The following is a 25,117-nucleotide window of genomic DNA, read 5'->3' as shown; positions in this document are numbered from 1 at the left end:
CGCGCGTTGTTGATCTTGATGGTGGCGCCGGCATTCGACGCCCATTAGCGACATGGCAATGCTTAGCGATATTACTTCCGATCGGCATGATCTCCCCCGATGCGGGCACTGCGGTGCCCCGCTAGACGGGCGCTTCGCGTCCTGCCCGTCGTGCAATGTGCTCGCGATCGATTCGCTCGACGTGCGCCCCGTCACTGCTTCCCCCCTGAAGGTCCCGCTGAGTCACACGCCGCCCCTGGCCGCGTCCGGATTGCCGGTGCCGAAGGTATGGAATTCGCCCTCGCGTGCGCTCACCGAGCCATACTACTTCACCCCTGAAACGCCGGTCACCGTACCGCTCTACCAGAGACTGCGCCGCCCGTTGGCAGTGGGTGCGTCGATGGTTGTCGTGACGTCGGCGGTTTATCTGGGCTTCATCCACAGTAACGACACAGTGGTCGGCACGCCGATCGCGGTGTCCGGCAAAGTCACAACCCAGCCCGTCAAGCCACCGCCGGCAGCAGTCGTCGTGCAACGGGCGGCGCCCCCCGCGCGCACTACGCCGACGCCGCCACCCGTCGTTGTCGTGGCGCCTGCCCCACGGCGCGCAGCGGCGACGACGACAGCGGCCGCGACCGCAGCGCCGATTGCGAAACACAATACGGGCACCCAGATCAGCAGCCAGCAGGACAGACCTCGCGCGGACGTGTCGAAGCATCTCAAAGCTGCGCACGCGGATCTGGTCGAGAACAATCTGGCGGCAACCAGAGCGAGGCTCGCAGCAGCCATCTCCGTCGATCCGGACAATCGCGACGCACTGCGCATGCGCTCGACGCTGACCGAGCGCGAACAGCAACGCGACGCGCTGCTGAGTCTCGCGCGTGGCTGCGGATATATCGCCCGGTGGGACTGCGTGCGGCATAACGCCGGCAACGCGCTGCAAGTGGATACGAGCAGCAAGGAAGCGCAGCGCCTTGTGACGCAGGCCTCGCGTGAGTCTGAACTGGCGATCGCCGTGCCGTCAGAGCCGGTGGCCGCACCGGAACCCGACGACCACGTTATGCCGGTCAACCATCATTGAAGATGACGTGCCACGGCGCAAACAGCGCACTACCGTGCCGGCACGGCGAGACAGACCTGATGCGCGATCGCCCGGTAGCGGGCAGCGGTATCCCTGAGCGTCAGCCCGGCGAGCGAGCGGCGCGCGCGCGCCTGGCTCAGCGCAACCACCACGGCATCCGCATAGCACCGCACATCGTCCGTGTCGACCAGTTGCACGCATGGAAATCCATTCGCGAACGCGAACGACGGAATCTTGCTCGCGACGATCGGTATGCCTGAGGCCAGCGCTTCGAGAAACGCCACGCTATGTGCCTCGGAACGCGACGGCATGGCGAATACGTTCGATTCCGACAGCACGGTCGCCACATCCGTGCGCGGCCCCGCGACCACGACGTGATCGGCAAGTCCTAACGCCTGCACCAGTTCGATGACCTCACGCTGATAATCCGGGTCTTCGACCACGCCATACAACACGAGGCGCGCGTCCTTCACCTGCTTGAGCACCTCGCTGAACGCCCGCACCGTCAATAGCTGATTCTTCACTGACGCATATCGGCCGATCTGCACGACCTGCGGCGCGCGGCCACTGCGATCGACACCGTCGGTGAACGCGAAACGCCCGAGATCCACGCCGTTCGGCACCACGGTCATCGACGGATGCGGCCCGATCGCCTGCGCGTAATCCGTCACACCTTGCTGCGATACGCCGATCACCGCGCGGGCCCGTCCGGACAGAATGTGTTCGACGCGCCGGAACAGCGGCCGCTCGAAGTCGTTAGTCGCCGAATGCATCACGTAGACCACCGGCACGCGCAACGGCAAAGCGCGCGCGTAAAACGACGGGATCGTCGCATGCGCGAAGATGACATCCGGTCGGAAACGCCGCACCGCCAGAAAGAGATTCCACAGTTTGCCGGTCACGCGCCGGCGCCGTGGCGGAAACCAGCACTGCACGCCATGGCTCTGCAGTTCCTCCTGCAAGGGCACGAACTCGACGTGCGAGGGCAACAGCGACGCCATGCACACGGCCATGCCATCGGCGCTTTGATCGATGGCGAGATCCTTCGCGAGGACTTCGGCACCCGACAGACGCGGCGCCAGAACCAGATGAAAGACACGCATCATGGAGTCCTCGCAGTTAGCGTCCGAAATAGCATCCATGCCGCGGCGCAACCCAAACCGAGGGTCATGGACCACGCGATACCCGTCACGCCCCACCAGTGCACAGCAGGCGGCGCGCTGCAAAGCAGCACGACGACCTGGATCGCCGAGGCGTGCACGGTCGCTTTCGCATCACCCACCGCGCGCAAATAAGCAACCAGCACTGCAATCAACGCGCCAATCGCCATGTTGATCACCAGAATTCTGAACAGCGGCACCGCGGGCAGCCACGCTGCGCCGAGAATCAGCGAGAACAGCGGCTCTGCAATCAGGCGGAGCACTTCGACGAATGCCGCCAGCCCCACGGCGATCACCAGCAGATAAATCTTGATGAGACGCGATGCAGCGCGCGGATTCCTGCGATGATGCGCCGCGAACGTCGGGAAAAGGTATTGCGACATGGCGATCGCGGCGTCCGCCAGCAACATCTGCGCGAGCCTCGACGACATCTGGTAGCTACCCAGTTGCGCCGGCCCCAGCAGCTTGCCGACCACCACCTTGTCGAACTGATTGAGCAGCAGGTTGATCACACTACTCGCCCAGATCCAGCGGCTAAAGCCAACGTATTGACCGATTCCCGACCACACGGCGCGCACCGGCGGGCGTGGCGACATCGTCAACCAGGTCAGCGTGCTCTTCAGCGATTCGCCGGCCACGAGGCCGATCAGCACCGAAGCGGCACCCGCCCCGAAAAAAGCGAGGCCGAGCCCGACCGAACAGTCGACAAACGCCGCCGCCACTTCGACACCGGCAATATGCTGGAAACGCCGCTCGCGCTGCACGACGTAGTAAGCCGGCGAGGCCAGACCTCGCAGGAGAGGCAGCAATGCGGCGAGTTGTAACAGGATCAGCGAGCCGTCCAGATGAAACTGACTGGCCAGCACCGGCGCAAGCGCGACCAGCAGCAGCGAGATGAGCACACCGCGCGCGGTCAACGTTGTCCATACCGCACCGAGTTGCGAGCGGGTCGGCGGATGTTCACCTTGAATGACGGCCTGCGCGAGACCGGTGTCCGACAACGCCTCGGCGATCGCCACCGCGAGCAGGGCCACGCTCACGCTACCGATTGCCGCCGGCCCGAGCATCCGGCCTATCGCCAGAAACTTGATGGCCACGAGTCCACGTACGGCGAATTGCTGCAACAGCACCCAGGTCGCCGCACTCGCGCCGAAGCTGGCTGCTATCGAGAGCGCCGGAAGCCTGATCGCCCGCAAGCTGTATCTCCGTCGAATCGGATCGCCGTTGACTCGGCCGCGCAGCGATTCAACGAATCAATGCGAAACGCCGCCGGCGCATAATTAGTCAGGTCGCACCAGCAAGCTGGCGAGGTTTTTTTCAACGAACTCTATGCACGACCTTACCGCGAGAGAATCGGCAACAACCGCCATCAGCTAGGCCAGTTCAGCCGAAGCCATGGCGCTCTAGTACGTTTACCCACAGAACGGCCCAAATTGACGGATCCACTCATACTGACGATGCTAACGTTCTTCAGTTAGCCGCCCGGGACAGCCGGCGTCCAGGTGCTTTTTCCGCAACGCATACGACAACCCACGCGATGGAACAAGACTACGTCCTGATTGTGGAACCGAATCTCACCGGCCATCGCTGGCGTTATGTCGAGTGGACCATGCAGGCTTGTACGGAAGCCGGCTATCCGTGCATCCTCGCCACCGAGTCCGCTAACGAAGACCATCGGCTGCCCAGACAGATCATGGCCGCCAACCGGCCGGAATTGCAGATTGCCTTCGTCGATCCGGAGGAACGGCCGCGCAGCCGGCTGCGCGACCCGAATCAGTACTGGCGCTTCCACCATTATTTCAAACGCGTGCATAAAGTTGTCGGCCGCGCGCAGCCGATCAGGCTGGTGGTCGTACCCTATGTCGACTACTTTTTCTATGCGCTGCCGTTTCTCGGCTCGCCGTTCGGCAAGACGCCCTGGATCGGCATCACCATGCGTTCGACGTTTCATCATCACAAGGTCGGCATCAAATCACCCGATCGGCCCATCGTGAATGCGATCAAGGCGCAGCTCTTCAAACGCGCGACCCGCTCAGCCGGCCTGCGCACGTTGCTGACCATCGATCCAACCTTGCCGGAGTGGTCGGCACGCAACTTGTCGAAAGCGAGTGCCGCGGTCGCGTATGTTGCCGATCCGTTTCCGGACGAGCGCGCAGAAAATCCGGTACTGGCTCGCGAGCGGCTCGGACTCGACCCGTCGCAGCGCTATCTGCTGGTGTACGGTGCCATTACCGAACGCAAAGGCATCTATGAACTGGTTCACGCGCTGACCCGCATGGAACACCCGCCCACACTGATCGTCGCCGGCGAGCAGGACGCGGGCACGCGCCATTTCATGCGCAACCACGTGCGCAGCCTGAATCCCGCACCGTTGGTGCTCGATTCGTTCATCGCCAACGAAGTCGAGCGCGATCTGTTCTCGGCGTGCGACGCCGTATGGCTCGGCTACAAGGGACACTACGGCATGAGCGGCGTGCTCGTGCAGGCCTACCGCTTCGGCAAGCCCGTGATCGCCACGGAAGACGGCCTGATCGGCTGGTTTAGCCGGCGCTGCGAATTGGGGCCGATACTGAGCGATCTGAGCTCCGCGTCGATCGGTAACGCGGTTACCGAAATCATGACGTCGTGGCCGCACGCACCTCAGACCATTCCCTCCGCCCGCGAGGATTTGCTGTCACGCCATACGCTCGGCCAGTTCAAGCAGACCTTGCTGCAACAGATGGCGTGATCCGGCGTCACCCGCACTTCAACGGCCGGCCACGCGCGCGGCCCCGCCCGCCCCGCTTTCGCCACACTCAATCGACCGGTTCGCCGCTGGCGCGCGGCGCGCCGCGTCGGCGCATATCGAGGCCACCGCCGGCAAGCAGTACGCGGCGCGCCCAGTCTCCACAGGGACGGTCGATCCAGCGGCTCGTCGCCACAGCGGCGGCGTAGCAAAGCATGCTCACGACCAGCACCGCCGCCAGAAAACTCAACGACGGATAGTGCTTCGCCACTTGCCCAAGCGGAGTTTTCAGCAGCGCGCGCACGACCGCGACGACAGCAGCGCTCCACAGATAGACGCCATAACTTTGTTCTCCGAAGCGCAGAACCATCGGCACATGGAGCCAGCGAGCCGGCAGATGCGCGCCCACGATCAACAGGCAGATCGCCGCCAGCGCCGCGGCGGCCGGTGCGAGACCGTGAGCGAGTTCAGCACCCGCGCCCACTTCGTATAACAACGCCAGACTCAACGCACCCGCCACCGTGACGGCGAGCAGGCTGCGTGGCGATAGCGTCTGTTTGCCGGTAAGCAACGGCATGCCGAGCCGCGCGAGCCAGAGGCCGAACACAAAGCAGGGTAATTGCACCGGCAGCCAGAAATACAGAAAACCGTTGTTGCCGATATGGCACGCGGCGTTCTGGAAACACGCTCCGGCCACCGCAACGGCGGCCCCCGTAATCAGCATGAAGAGACCCGTCAGCAAGACGCTGCGCTGTGTCCTGCTGGCATGGAGAATGAACGGCGCCAAAGCATAAAAGCTCATCTCGACACCGATCGACCAGCCGCCCGGCACCACGCTATTGATCGCGCTCGGCACCCAGCCGTGGATGAACAGCAGATTCGCCGCCACGTCCAATAGATGATGCGGCAAGTTGATTTGCCCATGCGCGAGATGGGCGAGATAGTCCAGCACGCCGTAGGTGAGAATCGCCGCATAGTAGAGCGGTACGATCCGCACGATCCGCTTGATGTAAAAGCGCCGCACGACCGTATGAACGGTTGCGCCATAGCGCCGCTCATCGGCGTCGAGTGTGTAGCTGATCGTGACCGCGCTGATGACGAAAAACAGTTGAACGCCGTACTGCCCCATTGCGGCGGTCGCGCTCAACCAGTGCGGCAGATTGGGCATCCATAAGCCGAGATGCACGCCGATCACGCCGAGAATGGCCAGTGCACGCGCGGCATCGAGCACCGCCACGCGCGCGTCGGCGGCATGCTCGCCGTGGCCGGCCGCGTAGCCGACGCACGGGCTCGATTGCTCGGGGACCGGCCGCACGGGTCGCCGGGTTCAGGACAGTTGGCCGCCGGCGACGGGCACTTCTTCGCGCACCGAACTGCTCCTCTTCTCAGGGAACACTGCGTTACGCATGCGCAGGAACGGATACTCGATCGCGCGCGAGGTCGCATAGCCGATGCCGATTGCAATCGCGAACTGCGCGGTGAGCGCGACAATCCAGATCAGGCTCGGCGCAAGACCGAGTGCGGTCGCTTTGCGAATCACCATGTCGCCAGGTGCGAGTGCAAGCGAATGCCAGAGGTAAATGCCGTACGAATAGAGCCCGATCCACGCCACCGCGCGGTACACGAGCGACTTGCGTAGCGACCCGGAATGCTCCAGCACGAGCACGATCAAGGCAGCGAAACCGAGGGCCTGAATCGTATAACCAATGCTTTCGTCGAGCGCCAGGTTTTTGGTCGCGAACGCGAGCCACGCGCAGAGCAGCACGACGATGCCCACCAGCAGCCATTTGCGTTTGGCGAGCTGGTGATAGACGCCCGGTTTCATCCAGTAGATCGCGGACAGAATCACGCCGACCAGCAAACTGTCGATCCGGTATTGCGTATAGGCGAATGCACCCTCCAGATCGCCGCCCGCCACCGCGAAGCAGCGTGCGGTGAGCACTACGGCGCAGATGGTGGTCAGCACGCCGACGATCGTCCATACGCCGAAACGCCAGCGCGCAAACAGCAGCAGCAACGCCGGCAACACGAGATAGAAATGTTCTTCGACCGCGAGGCTCCAGGTCTGGGTAATCGACGTCCCCAGATAGTTCTGCAGGTGGGTCAGGTTCTGGAACAGAAAGGTATTCCACGGGTGGCGCCCGGCCAGCATATGGAAAATGATCAGGACGTAATACGCGGGCCAGATACGAAAAATACGCCGGATGATAAAGCGCCGGGCGTCGACATGACCTGTTTCGGCGTACTGTCTGAGCAGCAGGCCGCCCACCAGAAAACCACTCAGCGTGAAGAACAGATTCACGCCTTCACGTCCAAAGTTTTTCAGCGGATATTCGATTATCTGGATCAGGACATTACCGGTATGAACAGCATGAAAATGAAAGCCCATCACCGCGATGATGGCAATGCCGCGGACGAAATCGAGTTCGATCGCCCGGCTGGCTTTCGCGGGTCCCGCCCCGCCGAAAAATTTCATGTTGTTCTCCCCTTTCCGCATTCGAGGGCGCATGTCCCTTTCTGCATCTTCCGTGGCGAGAAGCGTCCGTGCGCGCCAACATCAAGGCATTGGCCGACAACCTGGAGAAAATTGCCCGGGTCTTGCAGGGGACTGCCTTTCCACTGTCGCCAGAACCCAGGCCTTGAGAGACGAAACCATTAAGCGAAATTGGCAAGCCGGGATATTCCCGCACAATGACCCGATGCGAGACCGTCCGTAATAGACCGACGGCGAACCGACGGCGACGGGGAGGATCAGCAATGCGCCATCAGTATGCGACGCTCTGGATATGGTTTTTTCTGTTACCGCTTGCGCTGGACTATAAGGCACCCGACGCGAACACCGCTCACTTCGCCCAGTTCGTGTTCGTGATTCCGGTGATCGCCGCCGGGCTGGCTCTCGCGCTGATTGCACCGCGTTTTCACGAAGCCTCGAAGCTGCGCAGGTTCGTCACGATCAGCGTCCTGCTATGCGTGCTCGGCAGCATCGTCGCGCAACTGGTGCAGGATAACGACACTGGCAATTATCTCCGGGTTCTCCTGCCGTTCGTGCTGTTTCTGCTGGGCTATATCGTCGCCTGCCGTCCGTGGAGTGAATACCGGATCTCGCAGTTCGAGAGAGCCCTGTTCGTCGGTAACACCATCAGCCTCGTGTTCACCTTTGGCTACGGCATGGCGACAGGCGGTGGCCTCGACGACGTCCGTTTCCGCATCATCTCCGTGACCCTGCTGGGACTGCAAGGCGTCCTGCTGCACGAATTCGTCGTCGCCAGACGCTTTTCGTTTGTGACGATCGCCGTGTTCGCCGGCAGCGTGGTGGTCGAGTTGCTGAGCGTCACACGCAGTGTGCTGGTCGGCACCGTGTTGCTGTTCCTGCTTGCAATGGCGCTGTGCGCACCGTCGATGCAGCACGCGTGGCGGGCCATCGCCCGTATGCTGGTGGCCAGCGCGGTACTCGCCGGCGTGGCCGGCATCGCGGCGTTGAGCTTTCCCACCGTGACCGAGCACTGGACCCAGCGCATTTTCGCCTCGCAGGAAGCCGCTTCCGGCAAGGACCCGACCACCGTCACCCGTCTCGCCGAAATGCGCGATCAGTACGATCAGGTGACGTCGACGCCCGAAACGCTGCTATTTGGCGAAGGCTACGGACACTACTATCGCTACTCGCCCGTTTATCTGCCGGATCTTGCCGGCCAGATCAGCGAGCAGGACTTTTACGCGATCAATGAATGGGCCGCGGGTCACAACTTCTGGGTCTATCAGTTCTTCGCGGGCGGACTGCTGTTCGGCCTCGGCTTGCCGGTCGCCGCACTGGCCGCGCTGGCGATCTGCTTCTTCTCGTATCGCTACTGGCGCTCGGTCGTACCGGACGCACCCATGCTCCCCGTGCTGGGGCGCGCAATCATGCTGTTTGCCGCGCTGCCGGCTACTTCGATTGGCGGCAATCCGCTCGGCCCGCGTTTCTCGGGACTGGTATTCGGCATCGCTCTCGGGCTGATGATCGCCACTCATGCGAGATTGCAGCGTGCCCTACCCGCGAAGACAAAGCGCAGGCCCAAGCCGCCGCATTTGCATCCGGCCGCGATGCCCGAGTTGCCACGCAGAATCCAGCCCGGCATGGGCCGCGCCGATCTGCCGGGGACTCTCGGCATGTCGCGCACCGCGAACACAGCCCAGGGCTCCGGCCACTTCGGCGCCCTCGTGTCGCACTCGTCGTCGACGCAAAGCGCCAACCGACCGAACATCGTCCGATGAAAATTCTCCATCTGCTTGCCAGCGTCGATCCACGTGCCGGTGGCCCGGTTGAAGGCGTGCGCCGCAGCGGTGTCGCGATGCAGGAAGCCGGGCATGAAATCGAAGTGGCAACCTGCGATGCCCCCCGCGACGCATACCTCGCAGCGTTTCCGTTTCCGGTTCACGTGTTTGGCCCCACCAGCAACCGTTATAGCTACAGCGCGCGCCTCGTGCCCTGGCTGAGCGCGAACGCACCCCTTTTTGACGCGGTGATCGTGCACGGCCTGTGGCAATACCACGGCTTCGCCGCGTGGAAGGCGCTCAGAAAAAGCGCGGTGCCGTACTACGTGTACGCGCACGGCATGCTCGATCCCTGGTTCAAGGAAACGTACCCGCTCAAGCATCTGAAGAAGTGGCTGTACTGGCCGTGGGCCGAATATCGGGTGCTGCGCGACGCGCGCGCCGTCATCTTTACGACTGAGGAAGAGCGCAGCCGCGCCCGCCAATCGTTCTGGCTCTATCGTGCGCATGAACGGGTCGTGCCGTTCGGCACCACCGTACCCACGCTCGAAGCCGAGCCGCTGCGCGAAGCGTTTCTGCAAGCCGTGCCTGGCTTGCGCGGCAAACGTATCGTGCTGTTTCTCGGCCGCGTTCACGCCAAGAAAGGCTGTGATCTGCTCATCGATGCATTCGCGCGTATCGCCAGCCGGGATCCGGCGCTGCACCTCGTCATCGCCGGTCCCGACGAGACCGGCTGGGAAGCGACGCTGCGCGCCCAGGCACAAGCGGCCGGCATCGCGCAGCGGGTCAGCCTGCCTGGGATGCTGCAAGGCGATCTCAAGTGGGGCGCGTTTCACGCAAGCGATGTGTTCGTTCTACCGTCGCATCAGGAGAACTTTGGCGTGGCGGTGGCCGAGGCGCTCGGCACGGGACTGCCGACGCTGATCTCCGACAAGGTGAACGTCTGGCGCGAGATCGAGGTGGACGGCGCGGGTCTGGTGGCCCCCGATACCGTCGACGGCACGGAAAAGAATCTCGTGCGCTGGCTCGAACTCGACGACACAGCGCGCGCGACGATGCGCGCGCAAGCTCACCGCACCTTCAATACACGCTTCCGGGTGGAAACCATGGTCGGCGCGTTGACCGCACTGCTGGAAGCACGAGGCGGTGCCGACGCGCGCGACAACACCCTCGCGTCCCTGCGCGAAGCCACTCAGCAGAGCCGGTAACCACGCGTGCGCCGCGCGCTGTTATCCGGCTGTTCTGCTCTCATGCACCCTCCTCACTGCTCCTTCATCAACGGCGTCAATGCGGAGGCTGCGATCGGCAGCGTGTCGATCTGACTTTGCGTCGGGATCGACATGGTGGAACTGTTGGCCGCGTCAAACCGGGTGTTGCCCACGATATCCGGCGTATCGAGTCGCCGGGCGAGATGGCCGGCGAGACGCAGCGAAAGCGCCCCGATCGTGATGGTCGGGAAGTTCGCGCCGACGGTCGGAAAGACCGAGCTGCCAGCCACATAAAGATTGCTGATCCCGTGCACCTTGCAGTCGCGATCGACCACGCCTTCGCGCGGCGAATCGTGCATGCGCGTCGTGCCCATGTGGTGCCACGTGCCCTCCAGCTTCGCGGGCCAGTCGCGGCCTTCGAGCGGCGCGTCGAGTTCGATGTCCGCCACACCGGCCATCTGCAGCTCCCGCGCGAACAGGGCAAAGGTTCTGTCGAACGTGCGTTTCACCTGCTCGCCGAGCCGCCATTCCACTTTGACGCGCGGCAAGCCGAGCCGGTCGCGGTGTTCCGTCGACAAGGTAACGCGGCTATCAGGATTGGGCTCCGCTTCGACGATGGCCTGCAAGGTCACGCCGGTGATCAGCACCGGCCATTGAAGCAGACGCGTCAAGCCATAGCCGACGGTGTCGAATGGATGCGCGGCCATGGTCGCGATATCCGCCTTCAGGCTGCGGCCAGGCTGATCCTTCTGCATCAGCGCTTCCTTGCAGCGAATCAATGCCTCGGAACCGGCACTGCCCTCGCCGAAAAAGCGCGAATAGACCCATACCCGCGAATTCAGCAGCTTTTCGCGCTCCATCAATTCCTGCTTCGGCGCGAACTGCGAGGAGATCTTCGTGCCGTGCGCCGAGACCGCGGCGTTCTGATAGTGGTACTTGATGTCGTACAGCTTGTTGCGCGGCACGCCGGGGCGCATACGCACCTTGCCGCACATCATGCGCGGATGATCCATGAAGTAGCGGCCCACCAGATCGTTGGCGTTGCCGAGACCCGCGGCCTGGACGTTGTTCGACGAAAGCAGCAGGCGCGCGTTTTCGATGCCGCCCGTCGCCAGCACGAAAATCCTGCTCACCACCGTCAACCTGCGTCCGCTGACCGTGCCGACCTGCAACCGTGAAATCGTCGAGCCCTGCGCGTCGGCATCAATGTTCAGGACGTTCGCATGCAAAAACACCCGCACACGTTGCGAGCGCGACAGTTCCTCGCGATACACCTTGCCAAAACGCACGGGCGGGCTGAACTGAGCCACGGTGTCGCGCAGATCGCCGGTTGAGAGCGGCAGACGGCGCACGTCCGGCCGACCGATCTCGCGTTCCCAGTAGGCCGGGTCGAAATTCTGCGGGCCGAGTTTCAGCAGCTCGTGCGTGCGCGCGTAATACGGCGCCAGTTCATCGAGTCCGAACGGCCAGCCGCTGTGCGGTATCCAGTCACGCTTCTCGAAGTCCCACGGATCGAGCGGCCGGCACCAGCCACCCCAGCAATTGCTGCTGCCGCCGAAATAGCGGCTGCGCGAACCGTCCGCGAACGTGTAGGGAAGGCCAACGTTCTCGCCGCGATAGAGGTCGCGTGTTTCGTCGTCCGGACCAAAGCCGCCGCTTTCGAGGATACAGGCATCGATCCCGGCCCTCGCCATCTCGAGCCCGAGCGTAATGCCGGCGACCCCCGCGCCGATGATGCAGACTGCCGTTTCGATGACCGTGTTCTGTTCGACATTGCGAGTATCGATAAACATCCCCTGCTCCCCATCTTCAAGCATGTCTTGAGCGCGACCATCCGGCTACCGACCCAGCCCCGGTTGCAGATAAGCACGCACGCGTCGTTGCCGAACACACCATCGACTTCTCACCCTGAACGCCGATCAGTCAGTATCGATCGGCAATCGCATGGCGACCGCCCACATTCCGTTGAACAACGATCCCGGCCTTCCGAGCGTAGCAGCGCTGCGGTTCTATATATGTGCTTCAGGACACGGAATCGAAACGATTTCTGATAAAGCGGCACGGATTACCCCCGTACACTCCCTCCGGCTCGAGCGAGCGATGCACCACGGAGAGCGGCGTCACCACCGCCGAACGGCCGATCGTCACGCCCATCTGCACCACACATTTCGACGTGATCCATACGCCGTCCTCGATGACGATCGGCGCTACGCGCAGATCCATCGTAGTGCTCATGTCGTGAGACCCCGCGCTCAGAAAAGTACCTTGTGAAATACAGACGTTCGACCCGATACGGATCAACGCCTGGTTGTAGATCCAGACATCCACGCCGAACCAGCAGTTATCGCCCACCTCCAGATTCCACGGCGCCTTGACCCGCAGGGGATGCACGAAGCGGCAACCCGTGCCGATCTTCGCGCCGAACAGGCGTAACAGCGACACGCGAACGAACGAGAGCGGCAACAACTTGTTGTTGATCACGCAGGCTTCAAGCACGAACCAGATCAGTTCGATCAGGGCACTGCGTTTGGCGCGGTAGTTTCCTTTTCCCGCGAGACTCAGATCGATGACGCGAACATCTTCGTGAACGCCGTCAACGTCCGGTATGCGACCGAATTGCGGATCGTCGGCAACGTTACCCATCATCGTTCTCCAGGCCATGAACGATAGTCGGCATCCCTACCTGCACCGCCCGTCGTTCCTTCATTATGTTGCGGCGCCTCACGGGACTTTTCGTCATGGCTGTACAGGGAAGCGTTTTGGCGGCTACACGCGGGCTGGTTGGCGCACGATAGCTGTATCTTGATCGCATCTCTCTGGGGAACACGATGGTCATCCCGCTCCGGCATACCGCTATCTCGCTGTTCGTCGCCATCGCCGCCTGCGCCGTACCGGCCTTCGCGCAGAACGCCGCTCCCGCGCCGGCTGCACCAGCCGCTGCTGCCACCACGAACTACGGCACCAAGGCGCCAACGCCAGCGGACCGCCAGGTTGCGCATCGCAACAGCGAAGCAGACCTGCTCGGCGCCCCGAACCCATACGGCACGGCTGATGCGACGAAGGGCAACACCGTCGACACACAGCAGGCCGCCCTGCTCGACGAGCAACGCATGCGTGTGACCGGCGGCGGCCCAGGCGCGCTGACCGCCCAAGGCAAGGGCAACAAGGCGCCGGCCGCCGCCAACGGCCAGGTCCGCGTTGCTGGCCAGGCCGGCCGCGCGAATGCGGCTGACGGCCTGATGCCTGCTACAGCGGCGAAAACCACTTACGCTGATCCGTACGACACCACCGGTGCGGGCAAGCACGCCGTGTACCGCTCCCCGTGGTGATGTCGCGTTCATAATGCTGGCCGCGTACCGGATCAATCCGGCGCGGCTTCCTCCGCAGTCGCCGGCTTGGCGTGTTGTCTCGCCGCCGCTGGCGGCATCGCGCCAAAATACGCAGCCGACCCTTTTGCCTGTTTGCCGCCCGTGCCGCGAACCATCGCTGTGAGACGCTCCTCGAAAGGATGAATCGCCGACTCCGGCGAGAGCGCGCGCTCCGCGTAATCACGCGCCGCCTTGCCGAGCGCTGCACGCTGCTCGGGATCGCTCGCGAGCACACTGATCGCCGCGGCCAGGGCCTTGACGTCATCCGGCGGTACAACCACGCCGCGCGACGACACGGCATCGAACAGCCCCGTGCCGCTGCGCGCCATCGCCACGATCGCGCGGCCACTCGCGAACATGCCGGTGAGCTTGGACGGCATCACCAGATCGGCCGCATCGGCGCGTTGCGGCAAAACGTGAATGTCGGCGAGATTGAGCAATTCGTTGAGCTGTTCCGCGGGCTGCAATGGAATGAAGACGCAGTTCGAGAGGCCCGCGCAGCGCTCGATCAAACTCTGCTTTGCCGCACCGCTGCCGCAGAAAACGAATGTGATATCGGTGCGGTCGGCGAGAGCCGCCGCCGCATCGGCGAGTGTTTCGATGCCCTGCTTCGCCCCCATGTTGCCGGAGTACAGAACGACTTTCTGTCCGGCGGGAATGCGCAGGACCCGCCGATATGCGCTCGCGCCCGCCAGCGGAAAGATGGTCAATGCATCCACCCAATTAGGCAGGCAGACGATTCGTGACGGGTCCACGCCTTTCGCCGCGGCACGCGCGGTCATCTGTTCCGAAATCGACGAAATCGCATCGAAACGCCGCAGGACCCGGCTTTCGATCCAGCGGGCAAAACGCGCGGCGCGCGAACTCTTCAGCAGACCGAGTTCGAAGGCGGCATCGACCTCGTAGTCCTGAATATGCAGCCATGCACTCGCGCCCGTTACGCGCGCGAGCGTCAGTGCCGCCGGCGCGCACATCAGCGTCGGCGCAATCAGCATCACCGCGTCCGGACGCCATAGCGCCTGACGTGCGAGCAGCGGGATCGAGCTCAACGCGAAACTCGCGAGATGCACCATCCGCTTCACGCCGCTGGGACGCGACGGCACCCACAACGGCGCACGCCAGAGCGCCACACCGTCGCGCACTTCGCGCCGATAGCGCCACGACGCATACCCCGCCGTCATGCGCCACTCAGGGTAGTACGGAGGCGCGCACACCACGCGCACCTCGTGACCGCGTCTCGCCAGGATCACAGCCATTTCCGCTGTGTACTTACCCGTTCCCGTCAGTTCAGGCGCGTAATTGAGGCCGTAGATAAGAATCTTCATTGTGGCAGCCGGAACGTGTGGGAGCGTGGCAATGAGACGCGAGGCGCGTCAGTCGCTCAACATCAGCGCGCAGCCGCGCGCGATATTCGCAGCGGCAGACGGCGGGTCGAACCGGCGAATCACATCCATGCAGCGACGCGCGGTGCCGCCGGCATCGGCAAACGCTTCGATCGCCTTGAGCATGGTGCGCTGCAAAGCGGCGACATCGCCGGCTGTAAACGCATAACCGCTCACGCCGTCGATCACCAGCTCCGGAACGCAGCCGCAACTCTCACTAACCACCGCCGGACAGCCGTGCGCCAGCGCCTCGTTGACGACCAGTCCCCACGGCTCGCTATAGCTCGGCAGCACGAGGCACGTGGCGCCGTAATACTCGCGGGTCAGCGGTTCGTCCTGCAGGCTGCCGGCAAAGGTCACGGCGTCGCCGAGTTCGAGTTCGGCCACCTTCGCGTGCAGAATGTCCGACATCGGTCCCGTGCCGACAATGCGCAACTTCGCCGCCGGAATGCGCCGGCGTAGTCCCGCGAATGCCTCGATCAGCGTGCCGATACCCTTCTCTTCCGAAAGACGGCCCACGTAGAGAAACACCGGCGGATTACCGGCGCGATAGGCAACCCGATCGACGAGCGCCCGCTCAGGCGAGAACGAGCCCGGCAACGCAGCGGCCTGACACGGCACGAAGATCTTTTCGCGCTTCGCGCCCAGCGACAGCAGATAATCGCGACTCCTCTCACCGAAGCCGAAGTAGCCGTCGCACAACGAAAAGAACACCCGCTTCGGAATCGACGTCAGCAGCCGCTTGGGCCGGTCGCGCGCGGTCGAATCGCAGAACACCGCGCGCCGCTTGCCGGTCACGATGCACGCCGCCAGCATGGCCCAATATTCCGGACGGTGATAGCCCGGCAGAATGATCAGGTCCGACTTGGTCCGCAGCACTTCCCACGTGAGTCGCGCGATCATCTTGATCGTCGGCACATCTTCGTAGCAGCCGTCGAACAGCTTTTGCATCGGATAGCGATGGTATGAATAATCGACATCGGAGAAACCGACCCGGTCATGCTCGGTGTCCGCGATCTGCACCATCGAATAACGAATCGCTCCAGACGCCGAGATGTTGTGCAACGCGGAAAAAACCACACCCTTGTGGCGCGACCACACGACGTTGTGGAAGATCGTGACTGACGCTGTCATTTTTATGCCACTCCTCGAAAAATCGTCCTGTGTGCGCCGCGCGCATTGCATGCGCGCAACGCCTCAAGCGTTCCTGAATGTTGGAACAGCGCTTGGTGGTCCATGACGCGCGCCTATGCCTCGACGGCGGCGGCGGGCGTCGAACCGGCGTGTGATGCAACGAATTCCCGATACGTAGCCGCGATACCCTCCTCGAGACCGATGGTCGCGTGCCAGTTCATTTGCGCGAGCCGCGATACATCGAGCAGCTTGCGCGGCGTGCCGTCAGGCTTCGATGCGTCGAACACGAGTTCGCCCCCGAAACCGACCACCTTGCAGATGCATTCGGCCAGTTCGCGGATCGACAGGTCTTCACCCACGCCGACGTTGAACAGCCCTTCGGTCACGTTGTGTTCGAGCACGAACACGGTGGCCGCAGCCAGATCGTCGACATGCAGAAACTCGCGGCGCGGCGTGCCCGAGCCCCATACCGTCAAGGTCGCGTCGCCGTTGAGCTTCGCTTCGTGCGCCTTGCGCAACAGCGCCGGCAACACGTGGCTGCTATTGAGATCGTAGTTGTCGTTCGGACCATAGAGATTGGTCGGCATCAGCGAGACGAACTGCGTGTTGTATTCGCGGTTGTAGGCTTCGCATAGCTTGAGCCCCGCGATCTTCGCGATCGCATAGGCGTCGTTGGTGGGTTCGAGCGGCGACGTCAGCAGATATTCCTCGCGGATCGGCTGCGGACACTGCTTGGGATAAATGCACGACGAGCCAAAAAATACCAGCCGCTCGACGCGGGCGCGATACGCCGCATGGATCACGTTGGTTTCAATGACGAGGTTTTCGTAAATGAACTCACCCGGGCGCGACGCATTGGCGAGAATGCCGCCCACCCGCGCGGCGGCCAGCAGCACGACGTCGATCTGCTCTTCTGCGAAGAAGCGGTTCACGGCCGCCTGATCCATCAGGTCGAGCTCCGCTCTCGAGCGCGTAACGACGTTCTCGTAACCGTCGGCGGTGAGCCGTCGAACCAGCGCGGAGCCGACCATGCCGCGGTGACCCGCGACGAAGACGCGTGCATTTTTATTCATCGCAGTCACTCGTGATGTTCCAGCGCCGTGAAACCGGCCAGCGTAACCAGCGCGTCACGCCTCGCGATCTGATAGTCCGCGCGCACCATTTCCTTGACGAGCGCGCTGAACGGCGTGGTCGGCTGCCAGCCGAGCTTCGCATGCGCCTTCGACGGATCGCCCAGCAGCGTCTCGACCTCGGCAGGCCGGAAATAGCGCGGATCGACCCGCACGATCACATCGCCCGGCGTCATCCTGATCTCGCGTCCCTCGACCTTTTCGACGATGCCGACTTCATCCACGCCGGTGCCTTCGAAACGCACGGTCACGCCCAGCTCGGCCGCCGCGTGCAGAACGAAATCACGCACGCTGTATTGCACGCCGGTGGCGATCACGTAATCCTCAGGTTGCTCCTGTTGCAGCATGCGCCATTGCATCTCCACGTAGTCACGCGCATGGCCCCAGTCGCGCAACGCCGACAGATTGCCGAGATACAAGGTCTTTTGCATGCCCACCGCAATGCGCGCCACGGCGCGGGTGATCTTGCGCGTCACGAAAGTCTCGCCACGCACCGGGGATTCGTGATTGAACAGAATCCCGTTGCACGCATACAGCCCGTAGGCCTCGCGATAATTCACCGTGGTCCAGTACGCGAACAGTTTGGCGACCGCGTACGGGCTGCGCGGATAGAACGGCGTGGTCTCGGACTGCGGAATCTGCTGGACGAGACCGTATAGCTCCGAAGTCGAAGCCTGATAAAAACGCGTCTTGTGCTGAAGCCCCAGAATCCGGATCGCTTCGAGAATCCGCAAGGCGCCGAGGCCGTCCGCGTTGGCCGTATACTCCGGTTCCTCGAACGACACCGCCACGTGGCTCTGCGCCGCGAGGTTATAAATCTCGTCGGGTTCGACGCGCTGGATCACGCGCAGGATACTGGTCGAATCGGTCAGGTCGGCGTGATGCAGAAAGAGCCGCTGATCCGGGTCATGTGGGTCGCGATAGAGATGATCGATCCGGTCTGTATTGAACAGGGATGACCTGCGTTTGATTCCATGTACGTCGTAATCCTTGCCGAGCAGCAGTTCGGCCAGATACGACCCGTCCTGTCCAGTGATGCCCGTGATCAGCGCGACCTTACGTTTCATGAAGCATTCTCCAGATTAAGCTGTTCTATGGCGGTGCCACAGCACGGTTGAGTGATCGGCCTCAGTCATGGAGCCGTGTGTCAACCGGCGATGCTGTCGTATCCGTAATAGCCGCCCTGGTAACCCGACCCAAGGAATGCCCCTTCCTGCGGTACATCGGTGAGCAGCACGCCTTGCAGCAGCACGCCGCCGTTGCGCAGCCGTTTGGCCGTTTCGGAGATCTCGTTCAACGGATGACGGCCGTGGCGCACCACCAGCAGAGTCGTGCCCGCGTGCTTGCCGATCACGGTCGAATCGGTCACCGCAAGGACCGGCGGCGTATCGACGATCACGAGGTCGTAGCGCGACTTCAGTTCTTCGAGCATGCTTTCGAAGCGCTTGCTCATCAGCAATTCGGACGGATGCGAGGGCAACGTGCCCTTGGCCAGCACATCGAGCCCAGGCAGCACATCGCGCTGGATCATCGCCATCAGATCGCCGCCGCTCAACACGTCCGAGAGTCCCGGCTGGTGGCCGATACCGAAGTGCGAATGCACATCGCCGCGCCGCATGTCGCCGTCGATAATCAGCACACGCTTGTTCGCCGACGCCACCAGCGCCGCCAGATTCACCGACAGGAACGACTTGCCCGCATCGGGCCGCGAACCCGTGATCATCACGACGTTGTTCTCGGCGTTATCGAGCGACAGTTGCAGCGAGGTGCGCAGATTGCGCACGCCTTCCACGGCGATATCTTCCGGCGCCTGTTGCGCCAGCACGTGCAGCCCACGGCGGCGCAGCATGACGTTTTCCTGCAGGCGCAACTGATGCTGGCTGCGCGGCACGATGGCGAACACCGGCACGCCGAGCGCGCCCTCGATTTCATCCGGACGTTCCACGCCGCCGTACATCGCCCGCTTGAAGAAGGTCAGCATGATGCCGATCACGAGACCGCCGCCCAGCGCGATCAGGATCGCCAGCACGCGCTTCGGACGCACGGGTTCGTCGGGTGCTTCGGCGAAATCGACCACGCGCACGCTGCCCACCTGGCCGGCCTTCGCCACCCGCAGTTGCTGCGCGCTATTGAGCAGATTGGTGTAAAGCTCCGTATCGACGTGCACGTCACGCAACAGACGCAATGCCGTCTGTTCGGTGTCGGGCATCACCGCTACGCTGCGATTCATATTGACCTGCGCGCCCTGCAACGCCGCGATCTGTGCGTCGAGTGCGGCCACCGCCGGGTGATTCGCCGTGAAGCGTTGTGACATCTCCGCGCGTTGCTGCTGCAGATCGAGTAGCTTCGTCTTGTTGTCGACGATCTGCTGCAACAGCAGCCGGCTCTCTTCGCCGAGGTCGACCGTGCCGTGCGTATTGCGGAACTTGTTATAGCGTTGCTCGGCCTCGTCGAGTTCCTTGCGCAGGCCGGGCAGTTGCTGGTCGAGGAACGCCAGCATGTGCTCCGCTTCCGTTGAACGGCTCTCCACGTCCTGGCGCACGAACTCGCGCGCCATGCTGTTGACGATCTCCGCCGTGAGAGCACTGTCGCCGCCTTCGAGACTCGCGCGAATCACGCCGGACTGCAGCGTGGTTTCCGCCACCACGAGTGCCTTCTGCAACCGGTCGACGGTGCTCAAGGTCGACGCGCGCTGCAATTCGAAACGCGAGCCGGGCGCGCCGGTCAGCGAGTCGACGTGCAGCGCGATCGGGCCGTCAGCGGTATCGGTTTCCACGGTCTCCCCCACACGGCCGGAGAGAATGGCAATGCCGTTCTTGTCGCGCAGTACATACGAACCTTCATTGCCCGCCACCAGCGTGAAGGTCGTGTCGTACAACTCCTTCGAGGTGTCGAAGCGGGAGACCGCGATATGCTCGTCGCCCCACGCGTAGCCGGACAGGTTGATGAACTGGGGCAATTTGAAGCCCCATTGCCCGTTCACCAACCCCGCAATCATGCCGCCGATCAGCGGCAGATAACGCGGTGTTGCAGTGATGTCGAGATGCAACCTCTTGACCGTTTCCTCAGTGACCAGACGCGACTTCAGCAGCTCGATTTCCGCCGCGGTGGACGGCTTGGTATCGAACATGCCAGTCAACGGCGGCAGGGAATCCTTGCCGTTGTTGTTGGCATTGCCAGTCTTGTCTTCGACATGGAAGAGCACATCTGCGCGATATACCGGCGGCGCCAGAAATGCGTAGGCGCACCCCAGCGCCAACGCGATCAGCGTCACCATGACGATCGTGCGCCAACCTCGCACGATCGTACGCAGATAGTCCGACAGATGCAGCTCATCCGGCCCGGACACGTCGGTGTAGCGGTTCTCGAAGTTAATTGCCATTTTCATCACCCAACAAAGCCCGGCAGTTCAAGAAATGCGAGGCATGGTTTTACTTCGCGAGGACTGCACCCGTAACAGCGGCGTTGATCGCCGGCAGCAGCAGGTTCAACACGCGGTTAAAGCGAACGAGGCCGTTGTTGTCCACGTACACCACGTCTTTCGGCTGCAGCTCGAACTGATTGGCAAGCACCATCGAGACCGGCGAAGTCGCGTCGAGGTGGTAAATCTGCGGCTGTTCGCCCGCCGAATTGCGGATGACGAACAACTGCTTCGCTTCGGCCGTGTTCGGGTTGATGCTGCCGCTATCCGACAGTGCCTGCGACAGTGTCAGCGAACCGTTGCGCATCGGCAGGATCGTGGCGGGTTTGTTGACTTCGCCCATCACATACACGCCGCTGTCTTCACGCGAGGCAATGCGCAGCATGTCACCCGGTTGCAGGTAAATATTCGACGGGTTGTGGCCGCGCTTGATCAGATCGTCCACGTTGAGCGGATAGATCACGCCATTGCGGATCAGCTCCACGCGGCTGCGGTCCGCGTTCGCGCTGAAACCACCGCCCTGATTGATCGCGGTGGTCAGCGACATCGGGATGTCGTTGATCGATTGCGCGCCGGGCGTGCGTACTTCGCCGTCGATATAGATCTGCGATGCGCGGAACGAAGCCACTCGCACCGTCACCTCAGGCTTCTGGTAAACCGTGCTCAACTTCTTGTGCAGATCGCGCTGGATCGAGCTGACGTCCTTGCCGGCCACATGCACGGTCCCTGCATACGGGAACTGCACATCGCCGTTTTCGTCGACCAGAAAGCCTGGCGCGGCATCCGACGTGCGCTGGTTCTGTGCCGGCTGGCCCAATGCGGCGGCGAGTTCCGGGTGGTCCCAGACCACGATCTGCAGCACATCGCCAGGGCCGACCCTGTAAGCGGTCGGCTTGCCAAACAGGGCCAGCGTTTGCGGCGTCAAGGGAGCCGACGTCTGGTCCGCTTTCATCTTGCGCAACAGTGCCAGGTTGATATCGGTAATCTGAATCGGCACCTGCTGTTCCGCCTCCGTGCTGTACTCCCCTCCGGTCTCGGGCAGCGAAGGTGGCGTAACCATCCGTTGGCCCGTGACCATCGAGCATGCGGACAGCAGCGCCGCGACTAAGCCGATTAACATCTTTCCCGTGCTGATACTGCGTGTTCCTAGCGAGCCCATGATCTTCCTCCTTGCGCCAGGGCATCTGTCCTCGGGGGAGGCAGCGCCCAGCGTGCTTGTTAACCACTTCTTAGTAAGCGTTTCGATGCACCAGTCCTGCAACGATCGTCGCGCCGATAATCCGCATGTCGAGTGCGAACGACCAATGCCCCAGGTAGTACAGGTCATGTTCGACACGACGCTCCATCTTTTCTATGCGGTCCGTTTCGCCACGAAAGCCGTTGATCTGCGCCCAACCGGTGATCCCCGGCTTGATCCGATAGCGATTGATGTAGCCAGCGACGACCTTCTGATAGAGGTCGTCGTGCTCGAGTGCATGGGGACGCGGTCCGACGACCGACATATCGCCACGCAACACGTTGAAGAATTGCGGCAGTTCGTCGAGGCTCGTGCGGCGCAGAAATGCGCCCACACGCGTGACGCGCGGATCGTCGCGCGTGGCCTGACTGAGCGTGCCTTTCTGCTCGATATGCGGACGCATCGAGCGGAATTTGTAGATCGTGAAAACGCGTCCGTCCGCGCCTTTGCGCTTTTGCCTGAAGAACACCGGGCCGCGCGACGAAAGCTTCACCGCCATGGCGATGGCGAGCAGGATTGGCGCGAGGCAGATCAACGCCGTGGCCGCAAACACGCGGTCGAAGATTTCCTTCTTCAGCATCGAACTCGCGGACAGCGGTGAGGCGACGAGGTTGATCGCCGGCACGCCGAGCAGATCGATCACGCCGCTGCCTTCGAACAACGCGAGGCTGCGCACGTCCGGCATGAAGCGGATATTCACCAGATCGTCGCGGAACTCGCCGATCAGCGAACAGATCAGCGGCTCTTCGGTCAACGAAAGCATGAGCCACAACTCGTGCACGTCGTTGGTCCGGATATAGTTGGCGAGCGCATCAACGGTGTCGAATACGGGCACGCGCGAGCTCGTCACAGCGGAAGCATCGGGACGCGAGTTATAAACGGCGGTCGCGCGAAAGCCGGTGGCCGGCGCGGATTCGATCCGGCGAATGATGTCGTCACACTGCGTGCCGCTGCCGACAATCGCCACCTGATGCAGATTCAGCCCGGCGCGGCGCGCACGCGCCAGCACCGCATGCGTGATCAGGCGGTAAGCGATCATCAGGCCGCCCGTCATCGCGGTCCAATACGAGAACCAGAGTCGCGACACGAAGTCGCTGCGGTGCAGCGAATACATCAGCACCAGCGCGCACCCCTGCACCATCAGCCACGCCAGCGACACCTGACCGGCGAGCGCCAGCTTGGAGCGGCCGCGCCATGATTCGTAGACGCCGAACGCCGGGAAGATCGCCAGCGCCAAGGCGGCCGCAAACATCACGAATGCCCAATAGAACCCCGATTGAGCAAGGTAATCAAAGCGGATCTGCGACGCGACCGCCGCTCCCACCAGTACTAACCCGACATCGAAGATTCGCGCGAGCAAATCCTGAAACTTGCGCATTTTGCTTACCTCGTTCTTGCCGTTCTTTTCCGCAAATGAGTATTGGCGTGCTGTTAGGGGCAGCGGCCATAGTTGTCGTCGAACCTCACAATGTCGTCTTCACCGAGATAGGTGCCTGACTGGATTTCAATGATTTCGAGCGGGACCTTCCCCGGGTTTTCGAGCCGATGGCGCGTACCCAGAGGAATGAACGTCGATTCGTTTTCGCTCAGCAGAAACTGCTCGTCGCCGCGCGTGACGCGCGCCGTGCCCCGCACGACAACCCAGTGCTCGGCGCGGTGGTGATGCAATTGCAGCGAAAGCCGGGCGCCTGGCGTGACCACGATGCGCTTGACCTGAAAACGCTCGCCCCGGTCGATGGAATCGTAGAAACCCCACGGGCGGCGCACCTTGCGATGCGCGTCGGCTTCGGGCGCGTGCTGTGCCTTGATGCGCGACACCAGTCCCTTGACGTCCTGGACGTGCGAGCGATCGACCACAAGCACCGCGTCGGCGGTTTCGACTACCACTACGTTGGCGGTGCCGACACAGGCCACCAGCCGGCCCTCCGAATGGGCGTAACTCGATACCGCGCCCTCGAACGTCACGCGGCCACGGCCGGCGTTGCCGTTGGCATCCTTCTCCATTGCGGCCCAGACGGCGTCCCACGAACCCAGATCGGACCAGCCCGCTTCGAGCCGCACGACCACGCCGGGCGGATTCACACCGACATCCGTGTCGGTGAGACGCTCCATCACCGCGTAGTCGATAGAATCCCCGACCGTGGCGAGGAATGCCTCCACTTGCGGACGGAAATACGCGCCGTCCGGCTGGCCGCCTGCAAACGCGCGTTCGCAGGTCGCGTGCATGTCGGGCTGCAGGCGCTTGAGCGTGTCGAGCCATACTTTGGCCCGGACGATGAAAATGCCGCTATTCCACCAATATGAGCCTGCCGCGACGTACTGCGCCGCGATCTCTTCTGCCGGCTTTTCGACAAATCCGTCGATCGCATAGCCGCCTTCCGGTAGTTCGGTGCCGATGCGGATATAGCCGAAACCCGTATCCGGACGCGTCGGCGGCACGCCGAGCGTGGCGATCGCCCCCTGTTCCGCGTACCGGGCCGCGCATTCGAGCGCGCCTTGCAACGCCGGGACATTCGCAATCGAATGATCCGCCGGCATCACGATCAGAATGGCGTCGCCGCCGTCGGCGCACGCGAGCGAAGCCGCAAGCGTCAGCGCTGGCGCCGTATCGCGGCGCGCGGGTTCGACCACCAGGCGTGCGTCGACGCCATTGGCGTGCAACTGCTCGGCGATCACAAACCGGTGTTCTTCCCCGCACACGATGATCGGCGCGGCATCCACCTGCCAGCCGGCGGGAAACCCTTCCATGCGCCGCGCGGTGGCCTGCAATAGCGAATCGGAGCCGACCACATCGATCAGTTGCTTCGGATAGTTTTCGCGCGATACCGGCCACAGCCGCGTGCCCGAGCCGCCAGCGAGAATCACCGGCACGATGCGTGTGCAACGCGCCGCGGCAATCCCGGCTTTAGCCGCCTCCGGGCCCACCGACGCAGCGTTCACAGCTCCCTGGTTCAACATATTCGCATTCCTTATAATTCTTCAAATTCAACGAAAAACCTTAGTGAAGCAATGCGTTGTGATGGGCGCGGTTAGCCGGCAAG

19 protein-coding genes are annotated in these 25,117 nt (G+C 62.7%); 5 read left to right on the top strand and 14 right to left on the bottom strand.

Annotation, left to right across the window (positions count from 1 at the left end):
• The first annotated feature begins 157 nt into the window (after window positions 1–157).
• Window positions 158–1,060, top strand: a complete 903-nt coding sequence (locus tag PQR27_RS02950) for a hypothetical protein (RefSeq protein WP_408522229.1) — start codon at window positions 158–160, stop codon at window positions 1,058–1,060.
• Window positions 1,061–1,089: 29 nt separating this feature from the next.
• Here PQR27_RS02950 and PQR27_RS02945 read toward each other — a convergent pair whose 3' ends face one another.
• A complete protein-coding gene (locus tag PQR27_RS02945; protein WP_408525388.1) occupies window positions 1,090–2,163 on the bottom strand; it encodes a glycosyltransferase in 1,074 nt (357 codons plus the stop codon).
• Entirely contained in the window at window positions 2,163–3,416 is a 1,254-nt protein-coding gene (locus tag PQR27_RS02940) for an oligosaccharide flippase family protein (protein ID WP_408522228.1), read from the bottom strand. The genes PQR27_RS02945 and PQR27_RS02940 overlap by 1 nt, the downstream gene beginning before the upstream one ends.
• A 341-nt stretch (window positions 3,417–3,757) precedes the next feature.
• Here PQR27_RS02940 and PQR27_RS02935 point away from each other — a divergent pair, with 341 nt between their 5' ends.
• On the top strand, window positions 3,758–4,948 hold the full coding sequence (locus tag PQR27_RS02935; protein ID WP_408522227.1) for a glycosyltransferase: 1,191 nt from the start codon (window positions 3,758–3,760) through the stop codon (window positions 4,946–4,948).
• Window positions 4,949–5,015: 67 nt separating this feature from the next.
• On the opposite strand, the gene PQR27_RS02930 is transcribed toward PQR27_RS02935, so the two are convergent.
• Both PQR27_RS02930 and PQR27_RS02925 read right to left on the bottom strand, forming a co-directional pair.
• On the bottom strand, window positions 5,016–6,260 hold the full coding sequence (locus PQR27_RS02930; RefSeq protein WP_408522226.1) for an acyltransferase family protein: 1,245 nt from the start codon (window positions 6,258–6,260) through the stop codon (window positions 5,016–5,018).
• A gap of 12 nt (window positions 6,261–6,272) precedes the next feature.
• On the bottom strand, window positions 6,273–7,421 hold the full coding sequence (locus PQR27_RS02925) for an acyltransferase family protein (RefSeq protein WP_408522225.1): 1,149 nt from the start codon (window positions 7,419–7,421) through the stop codon (window positions 6,273–6,275).
• Window positions 7,422–7,702: 281 nt separating this feature from the next.
• On the opposite strand from PQR27_RS02925, the gene PQR27_RS02920 reads away from it, so the two are divergent.
• Together PQR27_RS02920 and PQR27_RS02915 are read left to right on the top strand one after the other, a co-directional pair.
• Window positions 7,703–9,196: a hypothetical protein gene (locus tag PQR27_RS02920; protein WP_408522224.1), complete on the top strand. Its 1,494-nt coding sequence runs from the start codon at window positions 7,703–7,705 to the stop codon at window positions 9,194–9,196.
• Complete coding sequence (locus tag PQR27_RS02915) at window positions 9,193–10,404, top strand: glycosyltransferase (RefSeq protein WP_408522223.1); 1,212 nt, start codon at window positions 9,193–9,195, stop codon at window positions 10,402–10,404. The genes PQR27_RS02920 and PQR27_RS02915 overlap by 4 nt, the downstream gene beginning before the upstream one ends.
• Before the next feature lie 53 nt (window positions 10,405–10,457).
• Here the strand turns inward: PQR27_RS02915 and PQR27_RS02910 are convergent, their stop codons facing one another.
• Both PQR27_RS02910 and PQR27_RS02905 read right to left on the bottom strand, forming a co-directional pair.
• Complete coding sequence (locus PQR27_RS02910; protein WP_408522222.1) at window positions 10,458–12,197, bottom strand: FAD-dependent oxidoreductase; 1,740 nt, start codon at window positions 12,195–12,197, stop codon at window positions 10,458–10,460.
• Window positions 12,198–12,426: 229 nt separating this feature from the next.
• Entirely contained in the window at window positions 12,427–13,047 is a 621-nt protein-coding gene (locus PQR27_RS02905) for an LbetaH domain-containing protein (protein ID WP_408525387.1), read from the bottom strand.
• A gap of 185 nt (window positions 13,048–13,232) precedes the next feature.
• Between PQR27_RS02905 and PQR27_RS02900 the strand changes: the two genes are divergently transcribed.
• Window positions 13,233–13,733 (top strand): hypothetical protein, encoded by a 501-nt coding sequence (locus tag PQR27_RS02900; RefSeq protein WP_408522221.1) that lies wholly within the window; start codon window positions 13,233–13,235, stop codon window positions 13,731–13,733.
• 32 nt (window positions 13,734–13,765) lie between these two features.
• Here the strand turns inward: PQR27_RS02900 and PQR27_RS02895 are convergent, their stop codons facing one another.
• The 8 genes from PQR27_RS02895 to PQR27_RS02860 form a co-directional block, all read right to left on the bottom strand.
• The gene (locus tag PQR27_RS02895) at window positions 13,766–15,097 is read right to left on the bottom strand and encodes a glycosyltransferase WbuB (protein WP_408522220.1); all 1,332 of its coding nucleotides are present in this window, start codon (window positions 15,095–15,097) and stop codon (window positions 13,766–13,768) included.
• Between the two features lie 48 nt (window positions 15,098–15,145).
• Entirely contained in the window at window positions 15,146–16,288 is a 1,143-nt protein-coding gene (locus PQR27_RS02890; RefSeq protein ID WP_408522219.1) for a glycosyltransferase family 4 protein, read from the bottom strand.
• A gap of 113 nt (window positions 16,289–16,401) precedes the next feature.
• Complete coding sequence (locus tag PQR27_RS02885; RefSeq protein ID WP_408522218.1) at window positions 16,402–17,361, bottom strand: GDP-L-fucose synthase family protein; 960 nt, start codon at window positions 17,359–17,361, stop codon at window positions 16,402–16,404.
• Between the two features lie 5 nt (window positions 17,362–17,366).
• Window positions 17,367–18,485: a GDP-mannose 4,6-dehydratase gene (gene gmd, locus PQR27_RS02880; protein ID WP_408522217.1), complete on the bottom strand. Its 1,119-nt coding sequence runs from the start codon at window positions 18,483–18,485 to the stop codon at window positions 17,367–17,369.
• A gap of 80 nt (window positions 18,486–18,565) precedes the next feature.
• Complete coding sequence (locus tag PQR27_RS02875; protein WP_408522216.1) at window positions 18,566–20,800, bottom strand: succinoglycan biosynthesis protein ExoP; 2,235 nt, start codon at window positions 20,798–20,800, stop codon at window positions 18,566–18,568.
• A 49-nt stretch (window positions 20,801–20,849) separates the two neighbouring features.
• Window positions 20,850–21,998, bottom strand: coding sequence for a polysaccharide biosynthesis/export family protein (locus PQR27_RS02870; protein ID WP_408522215.1), 1,149 nt, complete (start codon window positions 21,996–21,998; stop codon window positions 20,850–20,852).
• Window positions 21,999–22,068: 70 nt separating this feature from the next.
• Window positions 22,069–23,454 (bottom strand): undecaprenyl-phosphate glucose phosphotransferase, encoded by a 1,386-nt coding sequence (locus PQR27_RS02865; RefSeq protein ID WP_408522214.1) that lies wholly within the window; start codon window positions 23,452–23,454, stop codon window positions 22,069–22,071.
• A gap of 53 nt (window positions 23,455–23,507) precedes the next feature.
• The gene (locus tag PQR27_RS02860) at window positions 23,508–25,034 is read right to left on the bottom strand and encodes a mannose-1-phosphate guanylyltransferase/mannose-6-phosphate isomerase (RefSeq protein ID WP_408522213.1); all 1,527 of its coding nucleotides are present in this window, start codon (window positions 25,032–25,034) and stop codon (window positions 23,508–23,510) included.
• Window positions 25,035–25,117: the final 83 nt, after the last annotated feature.

It is taken from the genome of Paraburkholderia fungorum (assembly GCF_046027215.1).
Lineage (GTDB): Bacteria > Pseudomonadota > Gammaproteobacteria > Burkholderiales > Burkholderiaceae > Paraburkholderia > Paraburkholderia fungorum_D.
Note: the sequence above shows the minus strand (reverse complement) of the source record. Positions and strands in the feature narration are given on the sequence as shown.

Coding starts and splice junctions, on each gene's coding strand:
- PQR27_RS02935 (WP_408522227.1), top strand. CDS start 3,758: ATGGAACAAGACTACGTCCTGATTGTGGAACCGAATCTCACCGGCCAT.
- PQR27_RS02895 (WP_408522220.1), bottom strand. CDS start 15,097: ATGAAGATTCTTATCTACGGCCTCAATTACGCGCCTGAACTGACGGGA.
- PQR27_RS02920 (WP_408522224.1), top strand. CDS start 7,703: ATGCGCCATCAGTATGCGACGCTCTGGATATGGTTTTTTCTGTTACCG.
- PQR27_RS02910 (WP_408522222.1), bottom strand. CDS start 12,197: ATGTTTATCGATACTCGCAATGTCGAACAGAACACGGTCATCGAAACG.
- PQR27_RS02885 (WP_408522218.1), bottom strand. CDS start 17,361: ATGAATAAAAATGCACGCGTCTTCGTCGCGGGTCACCGCGGCATGGTC.
- PQR27_RS02900 (WP_408522221.1), top strand. CDS start 13,233: ATGGTCATCCCGCTCCGGCATACCGCTATCTCGCTGTTCGTCGCCATC.
- PQR27_RS02905 (WP_408525387.1), bottom strand. CDS start 13,047: ATGGGTAACGTTGCCGACGATCCGCAATTCGGTCGCATACCGGACGTT.
- PQR27_RS02875 (WP_408522216.1), bottom strand. CDS start 20,800: ATGGCAATTAACTTCGAGAACCGCTACACCGACGTGTCCGGGCCGGAT.
- PQR27_RS02860 (WP_408522213.1), bottom strand. CDS start 25,034: ATGTTGAACCAGGGAGCTGTGAACGCTGCGTCGGTGGGCCCGGAGGCG.
- PQR27_RS02925 (WP_408522225.1), bottom strand. CDS start 7,421: ATGAAATTTTTCGGCGGGGCGGGACCCGCGAAAGCCAGCCGGGCGATC.
- gmd (WP_408522217.1), bottom strand. CDS start 18,485: ATGAAACGTAAGGTCGCGCTGATCACGGGCATCACTGGACAGGACGGG.
- PQR27_RS02945 (WP_408525388.1), bottom strand. CDS start 2,163: ATGCGTGTCTTTCATCTGGTTCTGGCGCCGCGTCTGTCGGGTGCCGAA.
- PQR27_RS02890 (WP_408522219.1), bottom strand. CDS start 16,288: ATGACAGCGTCAGTCACGATCTTCCACAACGTCGTGTGGTCGCGCCAC.
- PQR27_RS02865 (WP_408522214.1), bottom strand. CDS start 23,454: ATGCGCAAGTTTCAGGATTTGCTCGCGCGAATCTTCGATGTCGGGTTA.
- PQR27_RS02870 (WP_408522215.1), bottom strand. CDS start 21,998: ATGGGCTCGCTAGGAACACGCAGTATCAGCACGGGAAAGATGTTAATC.
- PQR27_RS02915 (WP_408522223.1), top strand. CDS start 9,193: ATGAAAATTCTCCATCTGCTTGCCAGCGTCGATCCACGTGCCGGTGGC.